The sequence below is a fragment of the Sphingobacterium psychroaquaticum genome (assembly GCF_004421025.1).
GTDB lineage: Bacteria > Bacteroidota > Bacteroidia > Sphingobacteriales > Sphingobacteriaceae > Sphingobacterium > Sphingobacterium psychroaquaticum.
Genome location: NZ_CP038029.1, coordinates 2,203,989 through 2,225,271, shown reverse-complemented (window position 1 = coordinate 2,225,271; position 21,283 = coordinate 2,203,989). Strand labels below are relative to the sequence as shown.

General features: G+C 41.0%; 16 protein-coding genes. 3 read left to right on the top strand and 13 right to left on the bottom strand.

Annotation, left to right across the window (positions count from 1 at the left end; translation table 11 throughout):
- Nucleotides 1-165 precede the first annotated feature (165 nt).
- Together E2P86_RS09365 and E2P86_RS09360 are read left to right on the top strand one after the other, a co-directional pair.
- Nucleotides 166-804 carry a hypothetical protein gene (locus E2P86_RS09365; protein ID WP_134432630.1) on the top strand — a complete coding sequence of 213 codons (639 nt, stop codon included), beginning with the start codon at nucleotides 166-168 and terminating at the stop codon, nucleotides 802-804.
- Nucleotides 805-947: 143 nt separating this feature from the next.
- The gene (locus E2P86_RS09360; RefSeq protein WP_134432628.1) at nucleotides 948-1,424 is read left to right on the top strand and encodes a YdeI/OmpD-associated family protein; all 477 of its coding nucleotides are present in this window, start codon (nucleotides 948-950) and stop codon (nucleotides 1,422-1,424) included.
- Between the two features lie 35 nt (nucleotides 1,425-1,459).
- Here the strand turns inward: E2P86_RS09360 and E2P86_RS09355 are convergent, their stop codons facing one another.
- The 13 genes from E2P86_RS09355 to E2P86_RS09295 form a co-directional block, all read right to left on the bottom strand.
- Nucleotides 1,460-2,986, bottom strand: a complete 1,527-nt coding sequence (locus tag E2P86_RS09355) for a SusD/RagB family nutrient-binding outer membrane lipoprotein (RefSeq protein ID WP_240775482.1) — start codon at nucleotides 2,984-2,986, stop codon at nucleotides 1,460-1,462.
- A 26-nt stretch (nucleotides 2,987-3,012) separates the two neighbouring features.
- Nucleotides 3,013-6,360 (bottom strand): SusC/RagA family TonB-linked outer membrane protein, encoded by a 3,348-nt coding sequence (locus tag E2P86_RS09350; RefSeq protein WP_134432624.1) that lies wholly within the window; start codon nucleotides 6,358-6,360, stop codon nucleotides 3,013-3,015.
- Between the two features lie 4 nt (nucleotides 6,361-6,364).
- Entirely contained in the window at nucleotides 6,365-7,312 is a 948-nt protein-coding gene (locus E2P86_RS09345) for a FecR domain-containing protein (protein ID WP_166785181.1), read from the bottom strand.
- Nucleotides 7,313-7,380: 68 nt separating this feature from the next.
- Nucleotides 7,381-7,935, bottom strand: a complete 555-nt coding sequence (locus E2P86_RS09340; RefSeq protein ID WP_134434022.1) for an RNA polymerase sigma-70 factor — start codon at nucleotides 7,933-7,935, stop codon at nucleotides 7,381-7,383.
- Nucleotides 7,936-8,097: 162 nt separating this feature from the next.
- On the bottom strand, nucleotides 8,098-8,346 hold the full coding sequence (locus tag E2P86_RS09335; RefSeq protein ID WP_134432620.1) for a hypothetical protein: 249 nt from the start codon (nucleotides 8,344-8,346) through the stop codon (nucleotides 8,098-8,100).
- Nucleotides 8,347-8,540: 194 nt separating this feature from the next.
- On the bottom strand, nucleotides 8,541-9,461 hold the full coding sequence (locus tag E2P86_RS09330) for an aspartyl protease family protein (protein WP_134432618.1): 921 nt from the start codon (nucleotides 9,459-9,461) through the stop codon (nucleotides 8,541-8,543).
- Nucleotide 9,462: 1 nt separating this feature from the next.
- Complete coding sequence (locus E2P86_RS09325) at nucleotides 9,463-10,737, bottom strand: thioredoxin family protein (protein WP_134432616.1); 1,275 nt, start codon at nucleotides 10,735-10,737, stop codon at nucleotides 9,463-9,465.
- Between the two features lie 10 nt (nucleotides 10,738-10,747).
- A complete protein-coding gene (locus E2P86_RS09320; protein WP_134432614.1) occupies nucleotides 10,748-12,241 on the bottom strand; it encodes a PKD-like family lipoprotein in 1,494 nt (497 codons plus the stop codon).
- A gap of 19 nt (nucleotides 12,242-12,260) precedes the next feature.
- On the bottom strand, nucleotides 12,261-13,031 hold the full coding sequence (locus tag E2P86_RS09315) for a DUF4843 domain-containing protein (RefSeq protein ID WP_134432612.1): 771 nt from the start codon (nucleotides 13,029-13,031) through the stop codon (nucleotides 12,261-12,263).
- Nucleotides 13,032-13,045: 14 nt separating this feature from the next.
- Nucleotides 13,046-14,452 carry a RagB/SusD family nutrient uptake outer membrane protein gene (locus E2P86_RS09310; RefSeq protein WP_134432610.1) on the bottom strand — a complete coding sequence of 469 codons (1,407 nt, stop codon included), beginning with the start codon at nucleotides 14,450-14,452 and terminating at the stop codon, nucleotides 13,046-13,048.
- A gap of 28 nt (nucleotides 14,453-14,480) precedes the next feature.
- Complete coding sequence (locus E2P86_RS09305; protein WP_166785180.1) at nucleotides 14,481-17,855, bottom strand: SusC/RagA family TonB-linked outer membrane protein; 3,375 nt, start codon at nucleotides 17,853-17,855, stop codon at nucleotides 14,481-14,483.
- A 317-nt stretch (nucleotides 17,856-18,172) separates the two neighbouring features.
- Nucleotides 18,173-19,339 (bottom strand): FecR family protein, encoded by a 1,167-nt coding sequence (locus E2P86_RS09300; protein WP_134432606.1) that lies wholly within the window; start codon nucleotides 19,337-19,339, stop codon nucleotides 18,173-18,175.
- 109 nt (nucleotides 19,340-19,448) lie between these two features.
- Complete coding sequence (locus tag E2P86_RS09295; RefSeq protein ID WP_134432604.1) at nucleotides 19,449-20,051, bottom strand: RNA polymerase sigma-70 factor; 603 nt, start codon at nucleotides 20,049-20,051, stop codon at nucleotides 19,449-19,451.
- A gap of 167 nt (nucleotides 20,052-20,218) precedes the next feature.
- Between E2P86_RS09295 and E2P86_RS09290 the strand changes: the two genes are divergently transcribed.
- On the top strand, nucleotides 20,219-21,277 hold the full coding sequence (locus E2P86_RS09290; RefSeq protein WP_166785179.1) for an alpha/beta fold hydrolase: 1,059 nt from the start codon (nucleotides 20,219-20,221) through the stop codon (nucleotides 21,275-21,277).
- Nucleotides 21,278-21,283 lie beyond the last annotated feature (6 nt).

The following is a 21,283-nucleotide window of genomic DNA, read 5'->3' as shown; positions in this document are numbered from 1 at the left end:
ATATAGAGAACACAAGAAATAAACAAACGTTCATTATTTTTTTTATTTATTCCAGACGAAGCGGTAAAGGTTATAGAAAACGAATCCAAAATATTACTTTTGTCGCCATATTAAATCTATTTAGTACAAGAAAAGAAGCCTTCAATTACTAACTGAAGTTATATTATGGAACAAATTGCCACCGTACTCATCTATACCCATGCTTTTTTTGGAGGTTTGGGCCTTTTCACTGGTTTTATAAGTGTTATTGTAAAAAAAGGAGGATCACCACATAAAAAGGCTGGTAAGGTCTTTACCTATTCCATGCTGTTAAGCTCCCTACTTTCCTTGATTATTGCGCTTATGCCCAACCATGAGAATACTTTTCTATTGCTGATTGGCATTTTTACTATTTACATGATTTTATCAGGAAATAGGGCACTTACTTTTAATCCCAAGTATAAAACCAAAGCTCATGCTATTGATAAAATTATATCTGTAGGCATGCTTATCATTGCTCTAATTATGTTAAGCCTCGGTGTATTGGGTTTGATCCAAAAAATTGAAAATTCAATACTTTACCTTTTCTTTGGTATTCTGGGAAGTTTTATGGCGACCAATGATTTTAAGATCTATAGACAATTTAAAGAACGGAAGAATGCACGAATCTTAAGTCATATCGGCCGGATGGTTGGTGCACTTATAGCGTCATTTACCGCATTTCTCGTTGCAGGACTACACATTGGAAGCACCATTGTATGGATCGCTCCAACCATAGTGGGAACGGCATACATCATCTATACCAGTAGGAAATATAAGAAATAGATCATTCAGGTCTTCTTTACATAACGCTCCTGACATAAAGCTGTCATGGCCTGTCTATATCTTTGAATAAGATTAAAATAGAGGTCGCTCGTATTGATTGTTATATCATACCGCGATTTCTTAACGCACGCAAAAAGACAGTTATGATAAAAGACAAGCCTTTAGTCGATAAAGCATTTGTTCTTGAAAAAGAAATGAACAAATGCGGATGGACCTATGTACGGCTCCCAGAATTAGCACCTTCGAAGAATACAGCATTTGGTTGGCTCCGGGTATCGGGAACAATCGAAGGTCACGAAATAAAGAAGTATAATCTTCAATCTATGGGAAATGGCGTACTTTTTCTTCCCGTCAATGCGCAGGTCAGAAAGAAAATTAAGAAACAAATCGGCGATCTGGTTCATATTACGCTCTACGAAGATAAAATTCCGTCACAAATACAAGAAGAGCTTGAGCTTTGTTTAAGGGATATTCCACAGGCCTACACGTGCTTTCTCGGATATTCCGAACGAGAGAAAAGAGAGATCTTGGAGTGGATCTATCTTGCTAAAACCGAAGAAGTGAAACTGAAGCGTATGGTACAAGCCATTGATAAAATTACCCAAAGCGCTATAGCATAAATAAAAGAGGCTGTTTAACAGCCTCTTTTATTTTGTTACTTTAATATCCACATCAACTGATTCGGATCATCAGTTCCGTTATATTGTCGTTGCAAAGCCTCTCCAACATTAGCGCCGTTCTGTTCAAACTCAACAGCCGGGTAGCGCCAGCGTGTAGGAATCTTATCCGGTGCATCTACATTTAAACTTGACGCAGGGTTAATCTTCCATTTCGGGTACCCCGTACGTCTGTAATCATAATACGGTGTAATACGTCCTTGTAGAAAGCTAGCCAAGAACTTCTGCGTAATAATAGCCTCGATCTTCTTATCTAGTGCAGTTGGAAAAGTTGCCCCATACGCATTAACAGCAGTCGTAATATAGCTCTGATCCATCGGCATCCCTTGATGGAACTGGCTTGTATTTGGCGTATTATCAACAATAAACTTCATACCTGCCTCTATTCCTTTTTTGTACCATTCTACATCCGATTGTGCAACCCAGCCACGTGTGGCCGCTTCCGCAATGACAAAACACATATGTGCATACGAATACTGCTGTGTCGGTTCACCCGTCGGGATTTCCGTATAACGATCGTTCAGCTTCGAATAATCGTTACTTGCTCGAACTGTTGCGAGATCACCGTAAGTCAACGAAGGACTTACCCCTACATACGCGTCATAGTTTGTCGCGTTCATACCTCCAGAAATTTTAACTGGAGAAGGTTTTGCGTAGTAAAATAAACGACGATCTTTCGTTGCTTTCAAGCGATCTATAATCTCGTCTGATACAATGGGGTAGATCAGGTTGTTATTCCCCACTTTATAAAATGGATATGCCTGTCCGCTTTTATCCGAACGGATTAACTGGAAGTTATCCGCATTCGATGCAAATATCGGCTTCGAGGTAAAAATCGTATTAAAGCGTTCCTTGACTTTAAGATCGGCATCATCAGCCTTCTTGCTCAATTGTATTAAAATACTCAATGCAAAGCTATTGGTCAACTTACGCCATTTAGTAAGATCACCAGCAAACATGGGGTCTCCCTCAAATTTATCACCGGCCGCAAAAAGTGCATCAGCTTGTTCCAATTCGTTAAGGATTCCTAAAAAGACATCTTTTTGGGTGTCATACTTTGGAAAATAAACCTTGTCAGATTCTCCTACCAATGCATCTTTATATGGAATATCCCCTAATGCCATGGTCAGTTCATAAAAGCGAAAAGCACGAGCAAAATGCATCAAAGCTTTATAAGAGCTCTTTAACTTCTCTGTTCCGGCATAATCCACCATATACTGCACATCATTCAAGCCTACAAGAGACATAGTCTGTGTACCAAGGGAATTAAACTGATAGTTCTGATCCGCCATCTCTCCCCAAGTGATTGCTTTGGTCAGAAAATAAGGACGCATAAAATCCTTTTGGCCCGGCTGATTCGCGATATGGATAATAACGCGTGTCGCAATCATCGAAGATTTTACTTTCTCTGGAGTCTCCGGATTCTTATTTATTTCATCAAACTTAGAGCATCCTACGGATTGTAGTGCAGCCAAGAAAGCGATTGCTAAATATCTTTTTTTCATTTTCATATAGAAATATGCTAACTGAATTAAAATGTCAAATTAATATTGAAACCTACGTAACGCATAGATGGCGAGTTCAAATCTTCTTTACCTGTATCTGGATCTGAGAATTTATATTCCTTCGTCCATAAGAATAAGTTTTGTCCTGTCAAGCCAACACTTGCTTTAGACGCTTTCAGGCGTGACGTGATCGTTTGTGGAACAGTATAACTGACCGCGACCTCACGAAGCTTAACAAACGTTTCGTCCCATAGGTTTCTACGACCACCGTATGCTGACTTCCAATACGCTTCATACGATACCGTTTGATCATTTGCCGCAAATACACGCGTATCTTCCAGAATTTGACCATATTTATCATAAGACACTGCACCCGATAAGATTTTCACCCCTGGACCAACGAACGTTTTCTTCCCATTTACAACTTCTTCATAACGATATTCATTATCCGAATCCGGGTGAGCTCCCGTCTGCCATAAGCGTGCGTTGATACCCGATGAGGACATTCCTTTTATACGTCCATCGATACTGAAAGAGAAGTTAAAGTCCCGGTATTGAAACTGATTGGTCAGTCCCCAGAACCATTTTGGATCCGAATACCCCACTAAGTGCGCGGCATATTTACCTGTTACCGGCATACCTGAGCTGTTGTGTACAATCTCTCCCGAAGGTGATCTTTCCCAATCGCTAGAGGTAATATAATCGGTACGCATTCCTTTTTTCACATAGAGGGCATCCAGTGAATATTGTGGATCAAGTTTGTGGAAATAATTCAAGTTTTGCGAAAGGTTAGCAATCACATCCCATTTGAAGTGCGCCTTCTTAACCGGTACTCCACCCACCGTAATCTCATGTCCACGAGTCATCGTTTGTCCTTCCGTATTGATCAAACGCGTTTCAAACCCCGTCATTTGCGAAATTTTCGCATAAGTAACTTCATTAATGCGTAAGCGATAATAGCGGGTATAATTACCATAAATACGATTCTTAAGAAGGGCAAAATCTAAACCAAACTCGTAAGAATCATCTTGTGTCGGCGATATCGAAAAGTCCTTAATACCAGTTCCGTATGTTGCCTGCGGCAGACCATCCCAAACATTATTCTTAATGACATAAGCTTGGTTAATTTCATAAGGATCAGGGGTACGTTTCGTGCGCACCCAAGCGCCCCGAACCTTTAACTGGTCTAACCACGATAAATTAAAATCAAATAGATCGGTCAATGTCGCACTCGCAGACAAGGATGGATAGAAGTAAGAACGTTGCTCTTTCGACAAAGCCGATGACCATTCATTACGGCCAGTTGCCTCCAAGAATATCGCATTTCTCCAAGAGAAGGACAAACGGCTATACAACGAGCTTGTCATTAACTCTCTTCGCGTCTGTAGCGTACTAATGGGATCTACCGAGTTTGTTAAGGAATAAAAACCTGGAATAGACAAACCGTTGGTTGTCGAAAACACTGATCCTTTACGCAAACTATACAGCATAGCCCCCCCTACTAAACCATCTACTGCAAAATCACCCCATTTCTTGTTTGCTGTAAAGATCACGTCTGTATTGGAGCTAAAGCCATCGTCTTTACCATTTTGGTACTTTCCTCTACTGCTAAATCCACCATAGTCTTTAAAACCACCCCGTGTACCGTAGATCCCGATTGGGTTGCGCTGAATTTTCTCCGAACCAAAATAATCATAACCTGTACGGACAATAAACTTACCCCAATCTGTCACTTTATAATTTAAGGTTACTGCGGCATTGATTTTATTAATCGTTTCGGGTGTGATTTTTTCGTAAGCTATGAGATACGGATTATCATACCAGCCATTATACATCCAATTTTGGGATTGATCCTTTACTAACCAATAGTCTTTGTAATCACGTACATCGTACTCCGGTCCCGTCCACACCAAAAGATTATAGATATAACCCTGATCGTTGTATCCCTGTCCAAAATTCGTACTAGATGCATTTCTATTGTAACCGATACTTGTCTCTAAATCTAATTTTTCGCCTAGCTTCGTTGTTCCCGTAACGGTGATGTTCGTTAGATTAAGCTTCTGGTTCGGATACTGCCCTTTGTTAATGATGTGGTTAATAGCGGTACGAATACTACCATGTTCACCTTGATTGGTAAAACTAACGGAGTTATTGCTTATAAACCCAGGGACCAAAAAGTTCTTAAAGTTATCTTTACCGGCAGATACCAAAGGCATATCTTCGCGTTGTTTCGTAATAGGATTCCATTGCGAATAAACCTTTCCGATATCGAGTCGATCTCCCCAGACAAAGTCATTATTATTAAACTTACCTCCTTCACCTGAAGAGTAAGATTGTTGTACTTTAGGTAACGCCAGGTATCCGGAGAAGAACATATTATTGGTACTCACACTCACTTCAGTTCCTTTCTCAGCCAGTCCTTTCTTCGTGGTAATCATAATTGCACCACCACGACCACGCTCACCATAAAGGGCAGCAGCAGCAGCTCCTTTAAGAATGTTCATATCCGAAATGTTATCTACCGGTACTTCACGAAGCGTCATATTTTCATATAACACCCCATCAATTACGAGAATAGGCGCTAAGCCTCGTGATAGAATTTCAGGCACGGCATTAAACTCCGTACTGTTACGAACACGTACGCCAGAGATTCTACCCGTCAAGGTTGTTCCTACATCGACACCTTTCACCTTTGCCAGCTCGCTTCCACTAATATTCTGCGTCGCATAACCGAGCGCTTTCTTTTCCCGTTTAATACCTAAAGCTGTTACAACCACCTCTTCTAATGCAGCGGATGAACTTTCTAAACGTACAGTAGATGCTTCTGTAGCTTTCACAACAACAGCATTGTATCCTACAATCGAAAACTGAAGCATTACATCCTGTCCTACATTACGCAAAACATAGCTACCATCTGCGTCAGTATTAGTTACGTTTGTCGTACCCAGAACACGTACGTTTACACCAGCAATGGCTGTCCCTGTTTGCTGATCCACAACTTTTCCGCGAATCTCCTGCTGGCTCACGACTTTTGATGCTGTACCAACAGAAGCTGTAGACTTACCCGTACGTTTGGCTATTACATAGAGCTTTTCATCAATTTTGTTTACCGTAAGTTCATTGTTGGAAATGGTACGCACGAATTGCTCAACATTCCCCGTGTTGAGCTCATTGAGGTTGACATTACCGTTTACTTTTTGATTGAAAATAGAGGCATCGTAACCGAATTTTACATTCAGCTTCTTTTCCATTTTCGCAATCACAGTACCAATACCGTCAATCTGCAAGGAGGAATTGGCCATAGCCTGGCTTCCCAAAAATAACGAGAGGAAAGCCCCTCCCATGGCTTTGTAATAATGTTTGCTTCTTTTCATAAAATCAGCGTTTAGAAATAATGGTGATATTGAATGCTTTGTTTAAGATTACAAGGGATTTATCGAGGTCATTGGCCGGCAAATATCCAGTAAAAATTTCGCCTTTATAGGCTTCTTTTAATTGCAGTTTAGCTTCCGGATATAGGCTATTAAGATCATCAAAAATATGGATGAGTGGTTCTTTTTCAAATGTTAATAAGGAGTATGTCCACAAATTAGAGGCAACAGTATCGACCAAATGCTTATCAAAATCTAATGTTTTCGCATTGTAAGAGATTTCTTCGCCAGGATGCACAAGACTTTGTTTCTCCCCATGTGCGACACGAACTTTACCATGGTTTAAAACGAGTTTATTTTGATCCGTGGAATTAGTAAAGTTAAATGCAGTTCCTAGAACACGTACATCAAAAGCACCTGACTCTACGATGCAGAACGGTTTACCCTGATTTTTAGCCACTTCAAAGTAAGCTTCACCTTCTAACTTCACCTGACGTAGCGTATCACTATCAAAGTCTGATAAAACGGCAAGACGTGATCCTTGTTTTAACAAGACCTTTGTACCATCTTTCAAGAAAATAGACTTTACAAATTTAGTGGGGTTATGGATAGACAGCAACTCTTGTTGTGGAGCATATGTATTCTCTTGTTGCTGTCTCCAGAAATAAAGAGATGAAAATAAAAAAGCAATAAAAATGGCCGCTACGGATAAATATTTATAACGACGCCATAAGCTTACACGAGAAGACACCAAGGACTCCCCTGTTATTTGTTCATAGATCAGGTTTGTTTTTTCCGGAGATAGCAACTCTTCTCCTTCACTGCATGCCAGCACCTCTTCCAGTTCCCATACACACTCCTCATCTACATCGGCCAACAAATCCATAAAGGTTTGAAGTTCCGCGTCGGACAATTCGTTCAACAGGTACTTCTTGTACAGTTGATTGAAATCCATGTTACTGTTATTTTCACTCGCCATATATACTATATACGGCTGAGCTCACCTATAAGACGGTTGTTTTTTTAAAAAAGATCAAAAAATATTAAAACGGCAAGTGACATGCCCATACGTTCCAAAATATAGCTTCGTACGAACTTATTTGCCTTCACGATATGCTCGCGTACTGTATTTACGGAAATCCCCAACTCATCGGCTATCTCTTTATTTTTTAAAAAATCTTCCTTACTCATCCGGTACACCTGCAAGCTGGATTTTGGAAGCTTGGAAATCGCTTCCTTATATAGTTTTTCCAAATCCTTGAAGGCTACTTGTTCTTCATTTGAATTATCTTCTGGTTCCACACCGAGTTGCTTCAGTGTCGCATATTGGTGACGTACTTGCCTTTTTCGGAGTTCATCGAAAACAAGATTACGCATAATACTGTAGAGGTATGCTGTATAATTTTGATTTATATCCATTTGATCCCACTTCATCCATATCTTGGAGAAGGCCTCTTGCACAATGTCAGACGCAGTATCTTCATCCCTAAAGTGCAGATAGGCATACTTGTATACCTTATCTTTATAGGACATGAAAAAGGTTTTGAAATCTAGGTTTATATTTTTCTTAACTAACATGAACTCCTCCCCGGCTGGTTCCATTAATATTCCACAAATTAACAACAATATTTGTCACAAAAAAAACTTTCTTCGACACGATACAAAAAAAGGCACCTAATATTATTGCAGCATGATGTTAATGTAAACTTAACGTGAAGTTTTTATACAAGCACGTTTTCATTATAAGCCACGAGATTTCTTTTCCTTTTTAAGGGCAGAAAGCTGCGTGTTAAATATGATGTAAAAGACATTAATAGAAATACCAGCAGATAAAACAGCATTAAATTTCTTATGAGAAACAGTCAAATATATCCCGACGATAAGCGTTACCAGAGATAGGATCGCGAAGGCAATTATAATTCCTTTCAGCGTAGACTCTTTTTTTTCCAACTCTGCATCGCTCATTTCACTTGGTTTCTTAATTGCCATGGATCATTGTATTTGTGGTTTATTGGTTTTTAGTTTTTGTTCTTATAATAAGTACAGTTAGGCAAAACTAACTAAAATGACGCATTTGTAAAGAATATAAAAATCCATAATCCATTAAAAAAACGATGGCGTCTTCGTTTTATAGGAGACGCCATACAAGTCAAATTTTTACGTACGTTGTGCAAAGACAATACCTACTTCATTCTAGGCATAACCTCCTTCATATCATAGCAAGTGATGGAACCTTCTATATAATTAAAGTCCACAAAGAAATACTTAAAAAAGTGAAAACCTAGGATACCATAGATATTGTTTTCGATATCAAACCGGGGCAATTTACTGATCGACATTTCAATCCCATCCATTTGGAGACCACCGACCGTTAAGCGCTGTAGATTACCGCGACGTACCGTTTGACCCACCGCACCCGCATCTTGCATGGTAACCGCAGCCTTCTCTCGCCAAATAGTTCGAATGGAATCTTCCAAGGAAGAATCTAGGATATTATCTGTCGCTCCCGTATCCATTACAAAACGGTACGCACGCCCATTCACAGTGGCTTCAGCTACAGGAAAGCCACCTACCAGCGAAAAAGGAAGCTTCAAGGTCGGTGTTAACCCTTCAACCTCGGTAATTGTTGTGCTCTGCTTGTTTAACCATATTTTCCGACTCGCAAAATTCATCAGCATTTGATAATTACGGAGAAACCCACTACCAATCAAGCCCAAAATAGGTTTACCAGGCTCCGCTACCATACTTGAAAAATTCATGGCGGGCAAGATAATATGGTCCAAACGCAAACCACCCCAAACTAACGAGTCTACCTGAACATTCAAAATACGTTGGCTGCCAGACATACCTTTAACTTCCTGTCCGGTTTCGTTTCCTTTAAAATACACACTATTCAAAACAAAAGAACTGTTACTTCCTGTATCCATCATAAACCACCCGGTCTGCCCATTTACCTGCGCCTCAACAAACATTAACCCACCCATAAACCGAAATGAACTCTCCAGCTTTGATGGCAGCTCCATGGTTTGCGCCTGCACCGTCATTACGGATAAAAATGTGATAAACAACATCCTTATACCATATTTTAGTTTGCTTCTTCTCATTTTAGTTGGTAACAAGTTTAGGTGTCGGCATCACAACAATAATCTTCTGCACAAACTCCGTCGCCGGAACACGTACATAGTCAGGTCTTGATTTTTCCAATTTATCCATAGCTCGCTCTGCATACTGTAAGCTCCGTGCCTGGTCGCCCTTAAAGTGGTACAGCTTACAAAACAGCTGCAAGTTCTGTAGTTCATCCGTCTCCTTATACGCCTTAACCGCATCAAAAACCAATTCTACATCCGCCTTATCCACACCATCACGAAGCACCATATTACCTAATTGGTGAAGCTGTGAGAGCGTCAGTTTTTGACGAAGATCCTGTTGCAACAACTCTTTTGCCTTACGGTAAGAACGTTCTGGATCAAAAAGCTTCGCAAACTTTGCTACATTAAAATCGGTTTGTAAGCGTGCTTCTTCGGGTCTGTAAAACTGTAAGAAATAACTATATAATCCCGCTTCATCAACCTGCGTTATCATCTTTCCACTAGTCGCATCTGCACTAGTTTTTATGGCACGAGCTGTGATCCCCGCATCGATAACACGCGAAAAATATCGATCTACCTTCTCTTTTCCCTTTGCAGCGATGAATTGTTCCTTGTTCGCCAGTAACTGCTTAAAATAAGGACTATCACTACCATAAGTCAGATACATCATGATATCTACCGCATCTGCTGAAAAACGGTTCGTTTGACTATCAATAAATGCTTGAGCAACCGTTTCTACCTGAGGATCATTTGCCGCAGCCATTTTCTGAATATAGTTCTTTATAAATGTTGCCGAACGGTTCCCTTCCTGGTAAAGCTTGTGCATATTTACGACGGTATTTGCCGGATCTAACGCCTCCTTACCAATAGTAACAAAAGCTTCTCCACTTAGATTCCCGCCTCCCGATTGATGTATTAGATTTCCATTGCTATCGAAAAAGAGATAACAGGGATAAGAGCGTATCTGGAACGTTTGCTCAAACCAAGCGGCATCGACATAACGACCCCGAATAGCTTCGGTATCCTTCTTCGTTTTATCCATCTGCAGCTTATAATTAATAAACTTACTATTATAGAAAGACCCGACTTCGGGCAATGGAAACACTTCCTTATCCATCTGGATACAGGGGCCACACCATGTGGTGTAAGCATCCACAAAGATCGATTTCCCTTGTTTTTTCGCTAGCGCTAGGACTTCCTTCCACGACTTATCCTGCTCAAAAACAATTCCTTGAGCACACAAAGAGATGTGTAGGCAGAAGCCTACACATACGAATATTATTTTTTTCATCTGTTTTCCTTTATTTCCAGGCTACCCCTGACATATTCACGGTATTGTACTTGTATTCCACATCAACGACCTTACCAAAGCCGGCGTACTTTGATAGATAGGTATCGTTTGCGATAGATCCCGCTGCATTTAATCTAAAAAAGTATACCTCTCCTTCATTTTTACCGAGCGTATTCACACCAACCAGTAATTGGTCTCCGTTCGTTTTTAAGAGGTCGATGGAGATGTCTGTCCGTGGAAATTTATAGATCTCACGTACGGCGTTATTCTGGATGTCGTACACATACAAGCTATTTTTATGTGCATAGTAGGTTAACGGGCTCCGAGAGGAGTTCACATACGCGGTACCTTCTGCGAAACTTGGTGCGGTTACCTCTGTCACACTCTCGGCATAGGTCGCCAACGAACGGAAGAAACCTATTTTATACGCATAAACACGCTTTGTCACATTATCTTTCGCATAGGCGATCGGTTTAACCTGTGCAAAATTAGCCGCAGACGGCGCTGTACTCGGTTGCATGGTGTGGTCAAAAAGAAATACACTCCGGTCGCCAATATTACTGATATCAAATTTATCTTCCGGGTTCTTGATAATAGACATCACACGGCCAGCGGCTTTGTTATAACGTAAAAACTGTTTGTTTTTAGCATCAAAGAGAAAGGCATACGTAGACATCAGTAATGCATGTGATGCCGCATAATCGCCCGATGCATGATACGTAAAAATAAGCGGAGCATTATTAGCGCGCGTCGAATGAATCTTGCCATTGTTCAACATGTAGTTGTTCATCCCAAAAGCATCTTGATAGATCCGTGTCGGTTGTATTTTTTCTGGCGCATCAAAGAACCAGTATTCAGCGGATTGAAGTAACTCAAAATTGGGACGTAATGTATATCCACCATTTTTGCGCATCACATACACCAACCCCGTTGGGTTAGTCAACGGAATTAAATGGGTAAGCTTTGTCGCATCCGTCAGCTTAAAGGTATTATTGGACGAAAACAAACCAAAGTAGATATCTGGCTTAGTATTATCGATAATAACATCGATATCCTGGCTGTTATCCACTTTGGTATTGAGAACCATAAAGCCCTGAGCGCCACGTAGACGAACACTTACACCATACGTACGACTACGAACAATTTCCGTACTTGGATCTTCAATACTGAGTTGTACCGTATACCCGCCAGTCGGGTTCTGCACTTTATAGCGCAGCGTAGGTTCGGTAGAGATCAGGCGTATTGTCGTATCCGTGGGGCGTACAGTAGGGCGCATGATATACCACTTAAACTTTAGCTTCGTACTATCTCCCGTAAATGTATATACAGGATCTATTTTCAGCGTATCTTGTTGCTGGACCTGAAAATTTTCTTGATTATAGGCAGGGCCACCAATGGAAATCTTATCCACTGGTGTAATATCATAGTTTCCTTTATCCTTGTAGCAGGAAAACTGCAAGAGGATAAGCATGATATAAAAGCCATATTGTTTTAATAACTTCATCGTTTACACATTAATTGATTTACGGAAAAACCACAGTATTACCTTTTTCATCTTTCAATGGATAGGTAAATGGGTCATTTGGCGCCGGAGCAATTACTTTATTGTTTAGATCGTCTAACTTGGATCGCAAACGCAATTGAAAATAGGCTAAGGTAGAGCCCGAATAGATATGATTGTCCTTATCCTCGGGAACACCGTTGGCAATATTGATTTCTGGAATTCCCAATTGAAACAGGATAAACTCATGTTTTACCTTGGAATAATCTCCAAAATAAATACGCATGCGGGTTTCCCAATCAACCGGCTTCACCATAAAATTGTAGAACGATATCGTCGTATAAAGTTGGCTTGCAATGCCGAGTTTAAAATCAGCCGATTCAGCAACCTTAACACGAACGGTCTTAACCACGGTTTCGAGTGCCTCCGTATTGAGCAAGGTAATCGTGATATACCCTTCATTAGCATTTGCAGGAATCATTGCAGGACCTATTTTAAAGTCTACACCTTCGATCGCATTTGTCTTTTCTTTATCTACCTCTACCTGTATCGGACGGTCTGTTGCTGCCACACGACCCATTAAATTTACAGGAAGCACAAAGTCATACGTCATTAAACTTCCTTTACCTGCAAAGGTATATGCGCGATTCTCGTTATAGCTGGCGTTTGTGTTTGTCGTCAATTTTTTAAAATGAACGCGGTCCCCACCTTCGTAAAAACCTACTTCTTCCTTCTTACATGCACCCAGCGAAACCACCGCTAGAAGCAAAATCAAGAGCTTAAATATTTTCATAATCTATTATCTAATTAGTTTCGTCCGCCATAGATTTTTTCATTCTCCGGCATCGGAAAAACATACTGTGCATTGGACATATCATTGACCGGACTATCGTCTACCTTTTTCGCACCAAGGCGCTTGTAATAGTAGAAGGTCTGCCCCTCCGAGAAGAATTCCTTCCGATATTCCTGTTTTATTTTTTCCACAAGGTCTATATCGTTTGCAAAAGCGAGCATCCCCCTGTTGGTACATAAGGCGTTGAGTAACGCGACCCCTTCGTCTTTTGTTGGTGCAGCTTCCGCCGCTATTAAATACATTTCACCAAGCCGCATCAAAGGGATATATTGCCGGTTTACATTTGGTGTGCCCACTGGAATATCGACATACATAAATTTATGAGGTGTCAACAAACCTCTATACATCTGAAAAACAGGAACTTTAAAACGTATATCCGTGGCCACATTTTCAAAAATGCGCGTACGAAGTTTATCTTCATCCGTAAAATAGTACGGCACAGAAGCCAACGTTCCCGATTCGGGTGTTACAAGTTTCGTTACGCGCTCCTCAAACCCATCACTAAAGAGGGAGAAAAGATGTTCCGAATGAATGGATCTATCGAGGTTGATCTCTTGACTCTCCGGACGTAAAACGACCTGTCGGGCATCGATCACCTCTTTTGCCGCTTGGTAAGCACCAGCATGATTACCGATATATAGTAGTACGCGTGCCTTTAAGCCTTTTACGGCTAAACGGTTCATTCGAATCTTCCGATCTGCTGTGCCGAGCTTGTTAACAACATCATCTTTCAGCAACATTTCTGCTTCCTTGATATCATTCAAGATATACTCTACAAGCTCATCGACCGTCGATAAAGGTGTGTTCTCCCGTGTATAACGCGTTACATAAGGCATATACTTAGCGTTGTCTTTCGTTATGTAGGCTGGAGCAAACATACGCATCAGGTCAAAATGCACAAAAGCGCGAAGTGCCAGGGCTTCTCCCTTTACCAGATTGTATCCCTGATCCGAAAAAACAGACCTTTTCGCCTCAATACTTCCTAATATATTATTAGTTAACGCAATGGAATTATACTGATTTAGCCACACTTGATCGATGATGCCTTTTACTTGGTTCTTGGTATAATCATATTCCTCAATCGCCTTTAGTGATAGCACAGCCTGTTCCGAAGAACTGTTGACCGAATAATCAGAGGCCATTACAGAAAGCATCCCGAACGTCAGTTCACGGCCATAGGTCGTACCGTTAGTCATAGAAACATACACGCCAGTTAGAGCTTCCTTAAAGCCTTGTTCAGTGGAAAACAACTCCGATTCCTTAAGTTCTGTTTTGGGCTGTACATCCAACCAGTCGTTACACGATGTACTCCAGAGAAGCATAGACATCGCCGCATATACTATATTTTTGTAATTCTTCATTTTTTCAATTTTTAGTCTAACTGGATACCTAGAAGGTTACGCTCGCTCCGAAAGCAATACGTCGCGCAAAAGGATATTGTGTCCCTCGTTCTATTTCAATCGTAGAAAAGCGCATCAGATCGTTCAATGTTACATTAAGTCTTAAGTTCTCCAGGCGTAACTTCTTAAGTGTCTCCCGATTGTACAAGGTATATCCCAGTGTGACACTTGATATATTGAAATAGCTATTCTTCTGAACAAACCGGGAGGTAGTCCCGACCCGACTTTCTCCGTTTACGAATGAAAAGGCACGGTAGCGCGCTTCATCTCCCGGACGGATCCATTTATCGGTCAGCGTACGTCCATCTACATTATACTCCCGAATATCAATGTCTTCTACTTTATCAACTAAAGTTTGGTTATACATATATCCGCCAGACGAATAGCTTCCAGCAACGACGGCATCCCATCCCTTATAGGCAAAGGTCATTCCCACAGCGCCATGAAACTTAGGTCTTTCATCGGCAATCGCTACTAATTCCGCGGCCCGCCATTCCGTACCTACCGAACCGTCTCGATATTGATATACCTCCCGACCGGTTACAGGATCGATACCCAACGATGGTAACGCATAGATGGTCGATCGAGAAGCACCTTCAGTAAATATGTTCGGTGGTAATGTCGATAAGCGGTCGCCATCATAGGTATATTGCATCGCCGCCAATATCTCTTGGTTACGCTGCTTCATAGCGTCAGAAATCTTCGATATTACATTCTTGTTCGCTCCAATATTTCCCCAGATAGTTAAGCGCGGTTTATTGTTCATCCCATTCAGTACGACCACATTTAACTTCACATCAAAACCATCGTTCGTCAGCTCACCAATATTATCGGTAAAGCTTGGGAAACCCGTGGAGGGCGCAAGCGTAATACTTTGTAAGAGATTGGACGTATTTTTCCAGTAGTATTCCGCTGTAATATTAATGCGACCCCGGAACAACCCCATATCCAGTGCGATCTTTTTCTGCCGTGTCGTCTGCCATTTCAAATCAGCATTCCCCATTCCTTGTAAAATTGCTCCAAAATCGACATCATAAATATTATCCGTCATATATAGATATTTATTCATGGCTTGGTAAGGCGCAAAATTTTGACTCGCCGTTTCTGCTAAGGCTGCCGTAAGACGTAGGGAATTAAATATGCCCAAGGACTGTATAAAAGATTCCCGATGCAAGTTCCAACCTAGTCCGGCAGACCAAATAGGTGCATATTTCTGATTTGAGCCAAACTGGGAAGAACCATCATACTTAAAAGAAAAATCTCCATAATACCGGTTGTCATAAGCATAATTCACCATAGCAAGCATGCCCATCAGTCGATTCGTATTGTCTAATCCGCCCGGTCTTGTATTTTGCATATATTGCTTGGCAAATGCGAGATCATCCATATTTGGATTCGGGAAACCTTGGGCCTGCACACGATCGACATTTGCAATCGACTCCCGAATATTTCCTCCAACTTGCGTATACAGATTATGTTTCTGTCCGAACAATTTGGAATATATCGCATACACAGCACCTTCGTACTGTGTGGAACGTGTCGTCGAAACATCCATCTCACCCCGGAGTGCGTAGGTCTCCATGGCTGGTGTTATATTAATGAACTTGGTATGGGTAGCAGGTCGAAAATCTTTACTGTCAGCAAATCGTTTAGAAAAGCCAAATGATCCACGGAACCGGAAAGCACTAGAAGCTTGCCATTCGGTTGCAAAATTATTAACGATCTCCGTATATTGGTTTTTACCTTGGGTATTGATAGTGCCATTATACAAGGGATTTAAAACGTAAGCTGACCGTTGCCCCGAGGTACTTACATTTTCGTAAAGGAAAGGTGAATCGGCACCGTTGTTACCTGGAATTGCGAAATATGGTTTTGCATTTACAAACGATTGAAAACCACCATATGGGCTGGCCTCGGACTTTGTATTCGCAATCTGTAAATCATTACGAAACAAGAACTTGCCTACATTGTAATGAATACCTACATTACCTTGATAATTATTGCGGGAAGAACCTTTCATCACGCCCGGATTCCCCGATGCAGCTACCCCAACGTTATATTTAAAAGATTGGTCTCCCCCCTCAATACCTAAAGAATGTCGTTGTTCCACAGCAGTGCGTATAGCTTGAGACAACCAGTACGTATCCACCCCACTCTTTACCATCGCCAAACGGTCATTATAGAGATCTTGTCGCACAATATGCTCTGCCACCGATGAACCATTATATACACCGGCGCGATATTCAAAATCAAGTAGTTCTCCAGCCTTCAACATATTATAATCGCGCAAATCAGGTGTAACCACGTTGGCACTTACCCGATAGGTCGTACGCAGCTTACCGGCAACAGGTGCTTTGGTGACAATCACCACAACCCCATTTGCCGACCGTGTTCCATAGATAGCTGCCGCCGAACCATCTTTTAAGAGCGTGACAGACTCAATGCGATTCATGTCGAGATCAACAATACGTTCCAGATTAGTTTCAAAACCATCCAGGATGAAAAGCGGCAAGTTTGGGTTACCGTAAAATGCTGTCCGGAGGTCTCCTTCAGGATATTTATCATTTAATGTGCTGCTCCCGCGAAGCTCGATCTCTGGCATTGCATTTGGATCGGAACCAAGCGCATTGTTTTCAATAATACGGAACGACGGATCTAATAAACCCAATCCTTGCAGGATACTTGCTGAACTCATCCGACGAAGTTCCTCTCCAGAAAATGTAGCGGAACTACCGGTATAAACTTCCTTTTTCACTTGTGAGATACCATTTACAACAATATCATCCATATTGCGAACAGCCTCTTCTAACACAATCTCTATGGTCTGTTGTCCTTTTTTGAGCGTCACTTCCTTCGTTTGGTATCCGACATGCGTAATGGAAAGGATCTGATTGTCTGCCGTCATCCGGATCTTAAATGCACCCGAAGCAGAGGTTAAAATCGCGACATTTGGAACACCCTTTATCCGTACTGTTGCATTATGGATTGGTTTACCATTTCGATCAACAATACGCCCACTCAATTCTAGAGGGATTCCTTCCTGTTCGGTTTTTGTTATAGGCCGTTCCACCGGCTGAACCACAACAAAATCCTTTCCCATCGTATAGGTTAAGGACCTTCCTTCTAGGATTAGGTCTAATAGACGTGGCAAAGACATATCCTGTACATTGACTGATATACGTTCTTTCAAATCCATCTTTGAACCAGGTATCAGGACGTCAAAATTTGTTTGTTTCCGAATTTCACGTACCAATTGCTCTACCGTAATTTTCTTATTCTTAATGGTTACTTTCTGGGCATAAGTCGATGCTGACAGTTGCATAAGCGAGATGCACAACAAAGCCCCAGTTAGGTTAATTCTCATAAACCATTTTCTCTTTTCATCTGTAAAAATCCGTCTATGCGGGAGGTGGTCTACGCTCGGATGTTCACCGTTTGGCATACCTATCCCACCGCATAAAGAATTGAAATAATTTTTATACATTTGGTTAGCTGTTTTTTAAAAAATAATTCCCTGCTATTGTTTAATAGCGACTCTAAAGACAGTCAACTTAAAAAAGGGGTGTTACGAGCATCCCTTTTTTCGTTGATATAAGTCTTGTTAAAATTGTTAATAAGGCTACGTCATAGGCATATATCAATGGGTTAGTTAACACGTTTAATTAGTTAGTTTTTAATGATTTATTGAACATATAATTTACGTCCATCTAAGCGAAATCTCACTTCCTTTGTCAAGGCCATCCGTTGAAGTAGAACGTTAATATCACTATGTCGGCTTATCGAACCAATCAATTTCACCGACTTAACGGCAGTGTTCAGGTACACAATTTCTAAGTCATACCATCTACCTATATCCTCCATTATTACCTGCAATTCCTTATTGTTGAAAGAGAAGTATCCCTGCTTCCAAGCAATCGATTCCTCTGCTTCTATGGATTGAACACGTAGAGTAAGATCGGTCAACTCCGCTTCCTGGCCAGGCGACAATACCGCTGACTGCCCTTCTGCATTTTCTACACGAACCTTTCCTTCCAGTAAGGTTGCTGACGCCCGCGTCGCGCTATATGCTTTGACGTTAAACTTAGTTCCCAATACCGTTACTTTTTGTCCGCTAAAGGACACCGTGAACGGCGCATTCACGTTTCGAGCCACCTCAAAATAGGCTTCTCCACGCAACGTTACATTCCTTCGTTCATTAGAAAACCGAGACGGATATGTTAAAGAGGAACCGGAATTAAGCCATACCAGAGATCCATCTGGCAGTGTCACTTTAATAAATTGTCCATTGGAAGTTTCGAGTATATTATTTTCTGCTATTCCCTCTCCCGTATTCATCTGATAGCGTAACCCTCCTTCGTCATCCTGTTCAATAGTAACGCCATTTTCTATCGCAACTAATCCTGTAGATAAACTATCCAAAGCAATTCGCTTACCATTACTTAATGTCAGATAACCGGCAGCTCCTGCCGGTTGTATACGCTGTGCTATTTGGGAATCTCCCTCCGCCGGTAGAAGGACAGTACGCCATACCGCAAACAGAGAAGCTATCGCCACTATGGCCGCTGCAGCTCCCCAATACCAACGCTTAATTTTTCGGGAACGAGATGGCACAACCGCGACTGCTCTTTCTGTTTGTTCTTGAACCCGGGCAAATAATCCTTCGGAATCAAATAGATCTGCAGTTGCTGTAGATCCGACAAATTTCGCGTAATATACTTCCAACAACCGCCCTAATTCCTGATCATCCTTATCTTGTGCGATCAATCTAAAAAAAGCAGCTCGCTCGGCAGGCGTCGCTGTTTTCGTAAAATACTTTTCAAATAATAGTTCTAATTTATCTTGACTCATAAATAGAGGGGTACAAAGCCACAATATGTTCTCTTACCGGTAAAGACGTACCTATTTCGGTAAAGGGGTAATTGATTTTAAAAAAAACAAAAAATTAGTGCATATCGATCTAAAGCGTCGCGAACATAGGCATAAGTAAGAGAGCCAAAATGGGGGGATCCATCCGCTCCTTTAGCTGTGATTCCAAGAATTTCACAGCGAGCTGAATGTGTTTCTTTACCGTTTCTTTTGAGACGTTTAATTGGGCTGCGATTTCTTCATGTTTTAGACGATCGTAGCGGCTAAGCTTGTATACCATTTGTTGTTGCGGTGGCAATAATTCCACCGCTTCAGTAATCCATTGTCGATATACATCTGCCGGATTATCTAGTGTTGCGAGTTCAGCCTCTTCCAACAGATACTTATCTACCTCGGCCTTTTGTAACGCATGTCTTGCTTTTTTACGCAGGGCATCGATAGTACGATTCCGACATAAGATAAAGAGATAATCTTTCAGACTAGCGATCCTAGACATCTCCTCTCGCTTTAGCCAAATCTTCACAAAGATATCCTGAATAATTTCCTCCGAAACGGTTACGGATTCCGTTACTTGGTAAACATAACTAGCAAGGGGTTGATGGTAGTGGTCAAATATTTTCTTAAATGCACGTTGATTACCCACAGCTAGCTGCTGTAAAAGCAATACTTCATCATGTAATGGAACAACCAACATTGTTTACATTTAAATTGAAATCAGGTTTTGGTATAAAATGCCAATATTAATATAATATTACCAAAATTGCAAGCATAACAAATCTTAACAATTAGGTATGTAATAAAAGGCTATTTTTGCCTTGTCTATATCAAAATAGTGTATCTACACGTTTTTCTATTATGTATATGTGTTATTACAGGAATCTGCTACTTTTCTTTCTTATTCTTTTTTCAACCATCACTGCAGCCCAAGAGGTTAAAAAAACAACGGTCTTTCGGTCTTACGTATCTGCGGTAGCGCAGTACAATCTATACGAGCAAAAGCATCGCAAACGAAAACAAACAGCCCATGTAAAACTAGCCTATTTGGAATGGGGAAAGCCCGGGGATAAGGCATTTATATGGTTACATGGCAGCTTGAGTAATGCGTATGAGTTTATGCCTTTTGCGGAGCGCATTGCACAAGCGGGCTATCACGTTATCGCAATAGACCAGTATAATGCCGGAAAGACTCCACTCCCTCCATTCGATGCTTCGTTTGACGATCTTTGCGTTGATATCAAAGATTTAATGGAAAATCTGGGAATTAAGAAAGCCGTTATTGGCGGATTCTCTCGCGGTGCATTTCTGGCAACCAACTTCTATAAACAATATCCCAATTCGGTCACTGGTCTCATCTTAGAAGATGGGGGCTCGGTGGCCTTTAAGACAAGTTATGAAAAGCTTAGTAAAACAGCATTGGCCGCGAAGTTGAAGTCCGTAAATTTGCCAGATGAAATAAAGAATAAATATTTTGCTGAGTTCTCCAGTAAGTTCCAAGCGTATAAAAGTCTTTTTGAGCCCGAGACCAAAACCAATCAGTTTGAGATTTTAAGCTATATCAAACCGCTAAAAAACAAATGGATTACCTATAAAGGGCTTCCGGAGTATTATTACATGCAAGATAGTTTACATATGGCGAAAGCACTTTTTCAAACGTCCACCATTAGTAAATATGCAGCTTCCATAATCAATGTTGACCCGGTAAAAATATTCCAGAACCTATCGACACCTGTACTTATTATGGACGCGAACTCCACAACAGACCCCACCCCAGTGCTTGCCGAAAATAAGACACTTGCAGCCTCTCATCCAAAATACATTCAACTAAAGGCATTCGAAAACGTAGATCATAATATTCACTTTGCTTATCCTGACGAATTTGTAAAAACGATTACAGAATTTCTAAAGAAATTCAACATATAGTGGATT